The sequence below is a fragment of the Tatumella ptyseos genome (genome assembly GCF_030552895.1).
In the GTDB taxonomy this organism is placed as follows: domain Bacteria; phylum Pseudomonadota; class Gammaproteobacteria; order Enterobacterales; family Enterobacteriaceae; genus Rosenbergiella; species Rosenbergiella ptyseos_A.
The window spans coordinates 730667-743687 of record NZ_CP130649.1; the positions used below are offsets into that span (position 1 = coordinate 730667).

At 48.7% G+C, this 13021-nt stretch carries 6 protein-coding genes; 4 read left to right on the plus strand and 2 right to left on the minus strand.

Translation table 11 applies throughout. The features are described 5' to 3' along the window. The first annotated feature begins 19 nt into the window (after positions 1 to 19). From recC to recD, 3 genes are read left to right on the plus strand one after another with little or no spacing between them, the layout of a single operon-like run. Positions 20 to 3448 carry an exodeoxyribonuclease V subunit gamma gene (gene recC / locus QJR74_RS03550; RefSeq protein ID WP_304373245.1) on the plus strand — a complete coding sequence of 1143 codons (3429 nt, stop codon included), beginning with the start codon at positions 20 to 22 and terminating at the stop codon, positions 3446 to 3448. Beyond that, positions 3445 to 6993 carry an exodeoxyribonuclease V subunit beta gene (recB, locus tag QJR74_RS03555; protein ID WP_304373246.1) on the plus strand — a complete coding sequence of 1183 codons (3549 nt, stop codon included), beginning with the start codon at positions 3445 to 3447 and terminating at the stop codon, positions 6991 to 6993. Before recC ends, recB begins: the two co-directional genes overlap by 4 nt. Then, entirely contained in the window at positions 6980 to 8821 is a 1842-nt protein-coding gene (recD, locus tag QJR74_RS03560; RefSeq protein WP_304373247.1) for an exodeoxyribonuclease V subunit alpha, read from the plus strand. The genes recB and recD overlap by 14 nt, the downstream gene beginning before the upstream one ends. 2 nt (positions 8822 to 8823) lie before the next feature. On the opposite strand, the gene argA is transcribed toward recD, so the two are convergent. After that, complete coding sequence (gene argA / locus QJR74_RS03565; RefSeq protein ID WP_304373248.1) at positions 8824 to 10155, minus strand: amino-acid N-acetyltransferase; 1332 nt, start codon at positions 10153 to 10155, stop codon at positions 8824 to 8826. 110 nt (positions 10156 to 10265) lie between these two features. Here argA and QJR74_RS03570 point away from each other — a divergent pair, with 110 nt between their 5' ends. Further along, the gene (locus QJR74_RS03570) at positions 10266 to 11480 is read left to right on the plus strand and encodes an N-acetylmuramoyl-L-alanine amidase (RefSeq protein ID WP_304373249.1); all 1215 of its coding nucleotides are present in this window, start codon (positions 10266 to 10268) and stop codon (positions 11478 to 11480) included. A 54-nt stretch (positions 11481 to 11534) separates the two neighbouring features. Here QJR74_RS03570 and potE read toward each other — a convergent pair whose 3' ends face one another. Next, positions 11535 to 12857, minus strand: a complete 1323-nt coding sequence (gene potE / locus QJR74_RS03575; protein ID WP_304373250.1) for a putrescine-ornithine antiporter — start codon at positions 12855 to 12857, stop codon at positions 11535 to 11537. Positions 12858 to 13021: the final 164 nt, after the last annotated feature.

Consider the following 13021-nt stretch of genomic DNA (forward strand, 5'->3'; position numbering starts at 1 on the left):
TGTAGGAGAAGAGGTCACAATGTTTCGTGTTTGGCATTCAAATCGTCTTGATTTATTGAAAGATCTGGTCACCTCGATAATGGAGAATGATCCGCTACCCGACCCCCTTGAACAGGAAGTGGTATTGGTACAAAGCCCCGGCATGGCACAGTGGCTGCAAATGGAATTAGCCTTAGGTTTTCATTCGCGTATTGCTGCTAATATTCATTTTCCGCTCCCTGCAACCTTCATTTGGCAGATGTTCGTTGCCGTCTTACCTAATATTCCCACTGAGAGCGCGTTTACGAAAAGTGCGATGACATGGAAACTGATGCATCTCTTACCTTCTTTGCGAGAGGAGCCAGCGTTTCAGGTGCTTAGCGATTATCTTGCTGAGGAGGGGGATCCCCGCAAGTTATACCAACTTTGTGCACAAGTCGCTGACCTCTTCGACCACTACCTAGTGTACCGTCCTGACTGGTTAGCGCTATGGGAGCAGGGAGAGTGTATTGCGGAATTAGGGGGTGCTCAAACATGGCAAGCGCCGCTATGGCAAGCACTGGTCGACTACACTGCGCAGATTGGTCAACCCGAATGGCACCGTGCTAATCTTTATCAACGCTTTATACAGCGTCTCGCCGGCACTGACTTGCAGGCCGTTTTACCCAAGCGGGTCTTTATCTGTGGGATTTCCTCTTTACCGCCAATCTATTTGCAGGCGCTCGAAGCCTTAGGTCGGCATTGCGAAATCCATCTTCTCTTTACCAACCCGTGCCAACACTACTGGGGCGATATTCAAGACCGCGCATTCCTTGCTCGGCTACTCACCCGGCGACGTAAGGTTTATGCACTGAAGCAACAACAGTGGCAAGACACCGGTGAGCAGCGCGCTTTATTTAAAGCGCCGGATATTGCGCCACAACTATTTAGTGAAGAGGGTGAACAAGCGCTGCCGAACCCTCTACTCGCTTCATGGGGGCGACAAGGACGGGATAATCTCTATCTGCTGGCGCAGATGGAAAGTGTGAATGATGAGATTCATGCGTTTGTTGAAAGTGAACCGACTCATCTGCTCTCGCAACTGCAGCACGATATTTTACAATTAGAAGATCATTCAATCGTCGGATTAACGTCTGAACAGTTTATCAACAGCAACAGCAAGCGACCGTTGGCGCATGACGATCGCTCAATCACCCTAAGTAGTTGCCACAATGCTCAGCGTGAAGTCGAAGTTCTGCGGGACTATCTTCTCACGTTACTCGAGAACGATCCGGACCTCAGTCCACGCGATATTATCGTGATGGTGGCCGATATCGATATCTATACCCCGTATATTGAAGCGGCTTTCTCGAAAGCGAATAATGAAGCTTATTTACCTTTTTCTATCTCGGATCGCAGTGCCAGCTATGCACACCCAGTCATCCAAGCGTTTATCCAATTATTAATGCTACCTGATAGCCGTTTTACATCAGAACAGGTATTGTCCCTGCTTGAAGTGCCGGCACTCGCTGAGCGTTTTGCTATCAGTGAAGAACAGCTACAGCGCTTGCGTCATTGGGTCGAAGCGTCTGGGATTCGCTGGGGATTAGATGATGAAAGCGTTGCCGATCTCGCGCTACCCGTCACCGGTCAGCACACTTGGCAGTTTGGGATCCAACGTATGCTTCTCGGTGTCGCCATGGATAGTACGCAAGGGGATTGGCAGGGCATATTACCCTTCGATGAAAGTGCAGGATTATTGGGAGAATTAGCCGGACAATTGGCTGAGTTTCTGGCCGCACTCCGTGAGTGGCGTGAACGTCTCACCCAATCCTACACGCTCGAGGAGTGGTTACCCTATTGTCGGCAATTGACCGAGCGCTTTTTTATTGGCGATGCAGAGAGCCAAGCCGCGTTAGAAGTGATTCACGAACAGTGGCGTAAGGTGATCCAAGAGGGGATTACGGCGCAGTACACGCAACCTATTCCTATGACACTATTACGGGATGAACTTCGCGGCAGACTTGAACAACAGCGTATTAGCCAGCGATTCTTAGCGGGACAGGTTAACTTCTGCACATTAATGCCTATGCGCTCTATCCCCTTTAAGGTGGTCTGTCTGTTAGGCATGAATGATGGGGTCTATCCACGAACTTTGCTGCCTTCCGGTTTTGATCTGATGCCGAAACAACCCCGTAAAGGGGATAGAAATCGCCGCGACGATGACCGCTATCTCTTCCTGGAAGCTTTAACCTCGGCACAGCACTATTTTTATGTCAGCTATGTGGGGCGCTCGATACAAGATAATCAGCCTCGCCTTGCCTCGGTATTGGTCACGGAGTTATTGGAATATATCGGGCAAAGTTTTTACCTCGAGGGCGATGCACACTGTGATGTCGATGAAAGCGCACGGCGCGTCCAGCAACATCTGGTTTTAGCCCAAGCCCGCACGCCGTTTTCTGCGGAAAATTTTAGTGAACAGAACCCTTGGCACTCCTTTGCTCAGCAATGGACAGCGGCGGCGAATCGTGAAGGGCTGCCACAGCCGCTCTTTTCCCAACCTCTCGACCCTTATATTCCTGAAGAGCTTTCTCTTACCGCCTTCATCAGTTTTTGGCGGCACCCGATTCGAGCATGGTTTACTCGGCGCTTAGGCGTCTATTTTCAACGTGAAGAGGTTGGACTTCCTGAGAGTGAACCTTTTATCCACGATAATTTGACCCGTTATCAGCTCAACCAACGGTTATTAAATACCTTAATCGACGAACAGCCGGCTGAGCCGCTTTATCGCCATTATCGTCTATCAGGGCAGCTGCCTTATGGTGCATATGGCCGACTACTCTGGCAGCGACAATGTCTCGAGATGGAGAAAATCGCCGATACCGTTGTGGCGGAAAGACAGCCTACCCAGAGCTTGGAAGTCGATCTTATGTTGAAGGAAACCCGTGTAGTGGGGTGGTTACCTCAGGTTCAGGCAGATGGTCTGCTACGCTGGCGTCCCGGCAAGCTCAATTTAACCGATGGGTTAGTGTTATGGATTGAACACTTACTCTATTGTGCGATGGGGGGGCAAGGTATCAGCCGATTATATGGACGGGACGAGAGCTGCTGGCGTTTTTTACCCCTGTCAACGGAGGCGGCGAAAGTCGAGCTGGAACGACTGATGCAGGGCTATTACCAAGGGTTGGTCGAACCACTCTGGTTGTTGAAAGAGAGTGGGGGGAGTTGGTTGCAGGCAGCATTACTTAAAAATAGTCAACCTCCCGTCATTGATTGGCAGGAAAGTACGCAGGAGCGTGCCTTACAACACTTACACAGCGCCTGGAATGAAGGGTACCTGATGGACGGAGAGGGGAGCGACCCCTATCTACAACGGTTAGCACCGCAATTAACTGCAGAACAGGTTACGGCTATTTGTCAGCAAGCAGAATGTTGGTATTTACCGGTATTGCAATCACATTGCCCTGTAACGTCGGAGGCCGCATCATGAACCCTACCTCTTCGTCGATAATTCTGAATCCTTTTACTCTACCTTTGCAGGGGCAACGACTTATTGAAGCCTCAGCCGGTACAGGTAAGACCTTTACGCTGGCCATTCTCTATTTACGCTTGCTGTTAGGACTGGGCAAGGAGAACGCTTGGCCCCGACTACTCTCAGTGGAAGAGATTTTAGTGGTGACCTTTACCGAGGCGGCCACTGAAGAACTTCGAGGGCGTATTCGCGATAATATTCATCAGTTAAGGATTGCCTGTATTCGCGGTGATTCCGAACATCCGGTGATGAAACAATTATTAGCGGAAATTGACGATAAAGCGCAAGCCGCGATGACCTTATTATTGGCCGAAAGGCAGATGGATGAATCGGCCATTTATACGATACACGGCTTCTGTCAGCGAATGTTAAATCTTAACGCCTTTGAATCGGGGATGTTGTTTCAACAACAGTTACTGGAGGATGAGCAACAACTCTTACGCCAAGCAACAGAGGATTTTTGGCGACGCTATTGTTATCCCTTAGAAGACGCGATTGCGCAAGAGGTGATGGCACTGTTCAGTGGCCCTGAGCATCTATTGCACTCGGTTAAAAGCTGGTTACAGGGTGACGCCCCTGAACTCAAACACCCGCTCTCTACGCCAGATTTGACGGCGTGTCATCATGAAAATAGCCGTCGTATTCTCGCATTAAAGCAGCAATGGCGAGAGGTTGCTGCGGAAGTGTATGACTGGGTGATGAAGTCTGATGTCGATAAAAGGAGTTATTCTTCGCGACACGTCCCTAACTGGATTAGTGTGATAACGCTTTGGGCGGAAAGTGATGAGACTGGTTATCAGTTGCCACAAAAAGAGTTAGAAAAATTTGGTCAGGCATTGCTCATTGAGAAAACCAAAAAAGGGCAAGCGCCCCAACAGCCGATCTTCGAAGCAATAGATCATTTTCTCGCTACGCCGATCTCATTATATGAGCCATTAGTCGCCTTAGCGCTTAACGATATCCGCGCAAATTTACGACAAGAAAAAGAACGTTACGCCCTGCTGAGTTTCGACGATCTATTAACGAAGCTCGATCACGGCCTTCAGTCAGCACAGGGCGAAGCGCTGGCCGAAGCGATCCGCCAACGCTATCCCGTAGCGATGGTTGATGAGTTCCAAGATACGGATCCGACTCAGTACCGGATTTTTAGCCGTATTTATGCCCAGCCTTCAGATACGGCCTTACTGCTGATTGGCGATCCTAAGCAAGCGATCTATGCTTTCCGTGGCGCAGATATTTTTACTTACCTTAAAGCGCGCGATGAAGTCACTGACCACTATTCACTGCATACTAATTGGCGCTCCTCGCCAGGTATGGTTGATACCGTTAATCGGCTATTTCAACAAGTCGAACATCCTTTTCTCTTTGCCGATATTCCCTTTTTGCCTGTTGCTTCTGCGCCTAATAATCAGTCACTGAGTGTGTGGCGAGAGGGTAAACAGCAACCTGCAATGCGCTGGTGGCTAAAGGAGGGAGAAGGATGCAATGTGTCCGATTACCACCAGACAATGGCGCACTATTGTGCGAATGATATTGCGCAATGGTTGACGGCAGGGCAGCAGGGAAAGGCATGGCTGGCCAGAGGCGAGACGCGCCGTAAGGTTACTGCAGCAGATATTACCGTGCTGGTGCGCAGTCGTCGTGAAGCCAGTTTGATCCGCGATGCACTGCAACAACTCGGTATCGCGTCGGTCTATCTATCGAGTCGAGATAGCGTTTACCAGACAGTGGAGGCACAAGAGTTACTCTGGGTAGTAGAGGCTATTTTGCACCCGCAGCAAGAGTCATTATTACGGACTGCACTGGCGACCCAGCTGTTAGGCTACTCTGCTGCGCAAATAGAGGCGCTAAATCACGATAGTGGGCAATGGGATGCACTTACCGATCAGTTTACTGAGTGGCAACAACAGTGGCGAAAATTTGGTTTTTTACCCATGTTTCGTCAAGTATTACGTGACTATGGTCTGGCCGAGAATCTCTTATCAAGCCCACGGGGGGAGAGACGACTGACCGATCTATTGCATGTCAGTGAGCTCTTACAAACCGCTTCTTCAGAACATGATACGCCCCATGCTCTGTTACGTTTTTTTGCCCAGCAAGTCGATCAACCTGACGACAATGCGCGCAATCAGCAATTACGCTTGGAGAGCGACCAAGATCTTGTGCAGATTGTCACGATCCATAAATCGAAGGGCTTGGAATATCCGTTGGTATGGTTACCCTTCATTGCAAGTTACCGAGAAACGAAACAACCGCTATACCACGATCGACAACATTTCTCGGCGGTACTCGATCTACAAGGTGACGAAGAGAGCTTAACCTTAGCAGAAGAAGAGAGGCTGGCCGAGGATTTACGCCTGCTCTACGTAGCCCTAACACGGGCAATTTGGCACTGTAGTATTGGTATCGCCCCGCTATTTTATCGTAAACGCAAGTATCAAGGGCCGACCGAATTGGAGCACAGTGCTGTAGGGTATTTGGTACAGAAAGGCCAAGCGGCTAGCGCAGAACAGCTTGCTGAGGCTCTTGAGAACATGGCGGATGCTGAGTGTGAGGTCGTATTGACCCATGCCTCAACGTCCACTCGCTATCAACCAGAGTCTGCGGTCACGACAGCCGTGTCGGCAAAAGTGCTACAACGGTCGTTACAGGATCATTGGCGTGTGACCAGTTATTCAGCCCTGACACACCATGCGAGTAGCCGACAACTCTTTGTACCCGGATTTGATGCTGAAGTCATTACCGAGCAGGAGGAAGCGCTTTCGCCGCTTTCGACCGTGCATCAGTTCCCAAAAGGCGCTGCACCCGGGACATTCTTGCACCACCTATTCGAAAATCTCGATTTTACAGCGCCGCCCCAGACGCAGTGGGTGGCAGAGCAATTGCTCGCGTGGGGATATGAAGAGAGTTGGACGCCAGTCGTTCAGAAATGGATTGAGCGCGTCTTAGCGCAACCCCTTCCCGATGCCGGTACTTCACTTTCCTCGATTCGAGAGCGTGATCGATTAATCGAAATGGAATTTTGGATCCCGATTGAAAGGAGGCTCGATGCCATTAGCGTCGATCACTGTATCAAAGATCATGATCCCTTATCTGCTCAAGCAGGACAGTTAGTCTTCGCTCAGGTTCAGGGAATGCTGAAAGGCTTTATTGACTTAGTTTTTCGTTGGCAGGGTAAATATTATATCGCCGATTACAAGTCGAATTGGCTAGGCGCGGATAGCCAAGCTTATACTCAGAGCGCCATGCAAGGGGCAATGATTGAACATCGCTACGATTTTCAATATCAGTTATATACTCTCGCACTTCATCGCTACTTGCGTCATCGCCTGCCTAATTATGATTATGAACAGCATTTTGGCGGTGTTTATTACCTATTTTTACGAGGGATGGCGGATGATCTCCCCGGAAATGGGATCTTCTTTACACGTCCGTCTTTTGCCTTAATTGAACAACTGGATCATCTCTTCAGTAAAGAGGAAGCAATTGATGAATCTCATTGATCAGGTTATTGCTTTTGCCCACTCCACGCAGCTATTTCGTGCCGTGGACTTACAATTTGCTCGGTTAGTGTGTGAAGGCGATAGGGCTGACTATTTCCTTGCTGCAGCCTGTGTCAGTGCGAGTGCTGGCGAGGGGCATGTGTGTCTCGATCTGGTGGCATTAACGCCTGATGTCCTGTGGACAGGACAACAGCGTGTTGCGGCTCAACAGCTTTGGCAGCTATGCCACGCCCCAGAGGATGCCGAAACCTGGCAGCATCGATTGGCCAATTGGTCAGCGCTCACTTCGGCGGCGCAAGTGGGTCCACTTTGCTTAGTCGATCAGCAACTTTACTTACAGCGTGCTTGGCATCATGAACAACAGGTCGCGGCGTTTTTCAACGCATGTTTGGAGCAGAAGTTAAGTGACGAAACACAGGCGCGTCAGATTTTAGATCAGTTATTTGGTGATGCGGTCAATAACGATCAAAAGGTTGCCGCCGCGGTCGCCTTGACTGCCCGCCATGCGATTATTTCTGGTGGGCCCGGGACAGGAAAAACCACGACGGTCGCCAAACTGTTAGCGGCCTTGATTCAACTTAGTCCAGACAAGTTACGGATTCAAATGGCCGCACCGACCGGTAAAGCCGCTGCGCGATTAACTGAGTCGCTAGGCAAAGCGTTACTCGCCTTACAGGTCGATGACACAATCCGCCAACGTTTTCCACGAGAGGCAACCACGTTACACCGCTTATTAGGGGCTCAAGCTACCACACGCCAACTGCGCTACCATGCACAAAATCCCCTGCATCTGGATATTTTAATTATCGATGAGGCTTCTATGGTCGATCTGACCATGATGGCGAACCTGATCGCGGCACTCCCTCAACAGGCACGCGTTATCTTCTTAGGGGATCGCGATCAACTTGCTTCGGTCGAGGCCGGATCGGTATTGGGGGATATTTGTCGCAGTGCAGAATATGGTTACAGTTCGGCACGTGCAGCCCAATTAGCTCGCCTTACCGGTTGCGAGGTTGAGGGGGAAGAGCATCCCTCAGCACCACAATTGCGAGATAACATTTGTTTGCTCAGACATAGCTACCGATTTGATGCGACATCCGGAATTGGCCAGCTTGCAAGAGCCGTGAATCAAGGACAAACCTCGAAGGCTCAAGCGCTACTTTCAGCGGAACTTCCTGATGTCCAGTGGCGTGGTCTTAGTGATGAAAGCCACTGGCGCACGATGCTAAATGAGGTCTGTGAGGGCTACCGACCATTCTTAGAATCGGTTGTTGGGAGGGAGGCGCCTCAGCAAATTATTGCAAGGTTCTCAGAATATCAATTGCTGTGCGCGCTTCGCGAGGGTGCTTTCGGGGTAAAGGGGCTCAATCAGAGTATTGAAACGGCCTTGCGTCAACGAGGACTACTCGCATCGGTCTCCTCTACGCAGCAAGATTATGTGGGTCGACCAATAATGATTACCCGTAATGATAATGGTCTGGGATTATTCAATGGGGATATCGGCATCACCTTGTTAGATGGCGAGCAGCAATTAAAGGTTTATTTCCAATTACCCGATGGGGAATTACGGGCGGTACAGCCTTCACGATTACCCGCGCATGAAACAGCATGGGTGATGACAGTGCATAAATCTCAGGGCTCTGAATTCACCCATACCGCTTTAGTCTTGCCACGTCAGTTTAGTCCTGTACTTTCGCGTGAACTACTCTATACCGCGATTACTCGTGCGAGATCTCAATTAACGCTTTATAGCGAGGCGACGATCCTTCATCGCACGATCCTTAACCAGACCGCGCGTCGCAGTGGGCTTACCGCCGCCTTGCGCTAAGATTATTGATGTAAGTCTAGCATCAATATTTTAGAACGACGTTGATAATTATAGAGTTTCTGCTTGCTCTCAGGCAGAAACTCTATATCGACGGGTTGGAAGCCACGTTCTTGAAACCAGTGAATACTCCGCGTCGTGAGAACAAAAAGCTTCTCTAAGCCTGACTGTCTTGCTTGTTGGCTAACTTGCTGGAGTAAGACATCACCCCGCGAAGAGCTACGGTAATCAGGGTGTACTGCGACGCAGGCCATCTCGCCTATTTTCTCCTGCTCAAAAGGATAGAGTGCGGCGCAGGCGATCGTTAATTGGTCGCGTACGACTACCGTAAATTTATCAATTTCCATTTCCAGCTGTTCACGAGAACGCCTGACTAAAATACCTTGCTGTTCAAGAGGGCGTATGAGTTCCAAAATACCACCGATATCATCTATCGTCGCTTTACGAACTTGTTCAGCCGATGCCATAACGACTTGAGTGCCGATCCCTTCGCGAGAAAACAGCTCTTGTAGTAACGCACCATCCTCTAGATAACTAATTAAATGGCTGCCCGGTACGCCACTTCTGCAGGCTTGCATTGCACCCCGTAAAAAACGCACGGTACCGGAGAGATAATCGCCGGTAGATTCATATTGTTCGATCCGTTGTTGAGCTTGATCAGGGAACATCTCAGAGATAATTTTACCTTCTTCATCAGGAACACCTTGCTCTGAGCAAAAACCTATCATCTTCGCGGCATTCAGTTTGATGGCAACTTGTGTCGCAATCTCTTCAGAAGTTAGATTAAAACTCTCACCCGTTACCGACACGGCTACTGGGCCAATCAGAACAATGGCGCCCGTGTCTAATTGCTGATTGATGGCTTGATAATCGATACGGCGGATACGACCAGAATGACAATAATCCACGCCATCATCGACTCCTAAGGGTTGAGCAATAATAAAGTTACCACTGACAACATTAATATGTGCGTTTTGCAGGGGGGTATTACCTAAGCTCATTGAGAGCCGCGCGGTGATATCTAATTGCAATCTACCTGCCGCTTGTTTGACTAATTCCAAGGATTGCGCATCGGTAACTCGAGTATATTTATGATAAGTTGGCTCAATATTATGCTCGAGTAAATTGGCATCAATTTGTGGACGCGCACCATAGACCACGACGAGACGAATACCTAAACTGTGTAAAAGACCGATGTCGCTGACGATACTAAGGAAATTTTCGTGGCAGATCGCCTCTCCCCCAAGCATGATGACAAATGTCTTGTTGCGATGCGTATTGATATAAGGGGCGGTATGACGGAAACCTCTAACCAGTTCAGTGCTACGTTCTGTCACGGGAACTCCAAGTGAATTTTTATTCGTTATAATTGTATTTTTATTCTTAATAAGAATAAATTGCAAGTATAGTTTTTGCTATTTGCGAACTTATCTTTAGGGAAAAGGATATGTTGTTCCAAAAAGGATCGGCCAGTTATCCATACTGGCTTCTAAGCGTAGCTATGCTTATTTACCTTGTGATGATGTCACCGGTGCAGGCTGCAGAAGGGCTGGAATTTAGTTCCACTCGAGTGTGGCCTTCTACGCTCTATACGCGGCTTACTTTCGAGTCGGTCACTCTGCCTCGCTATCGTTCATTTATGTTAGCGTCGCCACAGCGGTTGGTTATCGATATTGAAGACTTCAAATTAAGCCCGATATTGCATAACTTAACCCAGCAGGTTAAAGGAACTGACCCCTTTATTAAACGAATTCGTATCGCAAAATTTGATGCGAAAACGTTGCGGGTCGTGGTGGATCTCAAGCAAGCGGTCAGAGCAGATATTTTCACATTAAAGCCGGTGGCGAATTTTCAACATCGACTTGTCGTGGATCTCTATCCTAAATTGAATAGTGACCAAGATCCGCTAAGTCTATTTCTTGCCAATACTCCCGCAGTACATACGCCATTCAAACCTCTGGTTACAGCGAAAACGTCGAAGCCGTTTATTGTAATGATCGATCCTGGGCATGGTGGCGAGGATCCTGGGGCGCATGGTTTACATAAAACGCTTGAAAAGAATGTGGTGTTACAGATTGCCCAGCGGTTGAAAACGCTGGTGGATCAACAGCCCGATATGGCCGCAGAGATGACACGCAGTGACGACCATTTTGTTCCGCTCGCCATGAGGGTCGCAAAAGCGCAACAGCAAAAGGCGACCATTTTTGTGTCCATTCATGCTGACGCGGTAGCTAATCGGCAGGCACGGGGCGCATCGGTCTTTACGCTATCAACGCGAGGCGCTACTTCAGCCGCAGCTCGATTCCTGGCTAACTCTCAAAACCAATCTGATTTAATCGGTGGTGTTAGTCGTAGTGGCGATAATTATCTGGACAGTACGCTTCTGGAACTGATGCAACATCAAACCTTACATGACAGCGCGATATTGGGGAGTGCGGTGCTCAAGCAGTTACACAAGATAAACCCTTTACATAAGTCACGCGTCGAACGGGCGGGATTTGCAGTACTAAAAGCGCCTAATATCCCGTCCATCTTGGTCGAGACCGCCTTCATTAGCCATCCTGAAGAAGAGCGGAAATTACGTACTGCACGCTATCAGCAGCAAGTTGCTGAGGCAATTTTGGCAGGGATTCAGCGCTATAAGTCGACACATCATGAGTAATAAAAAATAAACCCGCCTAGAGTTTTTACTAGGCGGGGAGAGGAAAGTCGGGGCTTAGCGTTGAGACAGTTGGTGCTCTTTTTCACGTCCTGCAATGAAGCCGTAAAAGATATAGCCAATCATGGTGATAATCGTCCCGCCGAATACAGCTTCTACACCGCATGAATAGACGCCATAAATGCTGTAAAGCACGGCTGCGGTACTGACGATTGAGGCAATGCGGTATTCCGATGCGCTCACTTGGCTTTTTTGCAACATAACTTGCAGGCCTGTCATGGAGAGCACATAAGGAACCATATTGATAAAGACTGCTAAGTTAAGCAGCATGTTGAACTGTTTGAGTAAGTTAGGTGAGATGGTCATTGAAGCCAGTAGTAGTTCCAACACTAACATAATGAGCATTCCTGCAATAGGGGCATCGTCCTTACTCAGCTTACTGAAAATAGCAGGAAATAAATGGTCGTCGGCAGCCGATTTAGAGACTTGCGCATTGGTAAATTGCCAGCCTAACAGTGAACCAATACACGCAATAACGGCTAGACCTGTCACGATCATACCGATGGTGGGGTTGAACATTTTCGCAAAGACCAGCCCAAAAGGTGCATTACTTGCGGCGAGCTCGGCATTCGGGATGATCCCTTGTATCACGGTCGTGGAAGCAATGTAGACGATAGCGGCAAACCCCGTTCCGAACAGACATGCCAGCGGCACATTACGTTCTGGGTTTTCCACGGCATCAGAGTTAGCCCCAGCCGATTCCACCCCTAAGAAAGCCCACAAGGTTAGGGAGATACCAGATGAGATTGCGCCACCGGTTGTTAAACCATGTGGATTCCAAGCAGAGCTGAAGATAGCGGGATCAAACCAGAACCACCCTATGATCGATAAGCCTGCTACCGGAATAATAATTCCCCACACCGTAATGTTAGAAATACGCCCAGTGATCTTAGGACCTTTGAAATTGGCCGCCATCGTTACGACCAAAATGGCCACGACGGTAATGAAGGTATGCACCGGTGTTTCTTTGATCCATGGGGCAAATGGCGCCATGTAGCCTGTTGCCGACACAGCGATCGCCACACAGCTAATGACTAAACAGATGTAGTAGGTATAAGACGCAATAAAAAAGGCTGATTTCCCATGTGCTTCGGAAGCATACGCTGACATGCCGCCTGACCGCTTACATAAGGCTCCACAGCGAGCAAAAGTATAAGCGATACACATTGCCCCCACTACGGTGACCATCCAAGATAAGACCGAAATCGCCCCGGTTTCTGCTAAACTCGCGGGTAGCATAATAATGCCTGAGCCCATCATATTAACAGCAACCAACACAGTTAGGTCTATTACCCCCATTTTCTTTGATTTAGTCGTCATAAACTTTCTCCTAGTATTGAAAGAGTGCCCTTTTATTTTGAAATTTATATTCTTAATAATGCCTATAAATATTCATTAGTTATTTATTAAAAGGGTTTTTATATTTTTAAATTACGACTTAACCCTAGGTTTTGTAATTGATTAATATCAATTTAACTAGTGCT

Coding starts and splice junctions, on each gene's coding strand:
- recC (WP_304373245.1), top strand. CDS start 20: ATGTTTCGTGTTTGGCATTCAAATCGTCTTGATTTATTGAAAGATCTG.
- recB (WP_304373246.1), top strand. CDS start 3,445: ATGAACCCTACCTCTTCGTCGATAATTCTGAATCCTTTTACTCTACCT.
- recD (WP_304373247.1), top strand. CDS start 6,980: ATGAATCTCATTGATCAGGTTATTGCTTTTGCCCACTCCACGCAGCTA.
- QJR74_RS03570 (WP_304373249.1), top strand. CDS start 10,266: ATGTTGTTCCAAAAAGGATCGGCCAGTTATCCATACTGGCTTCTAAGC.
- potE (WP_304373250.1), bottom strand. CDS start 12,857: ATGACGACTAAATCAAAGAAAATGGGGGTAATAGACCTAACTGTGTTG.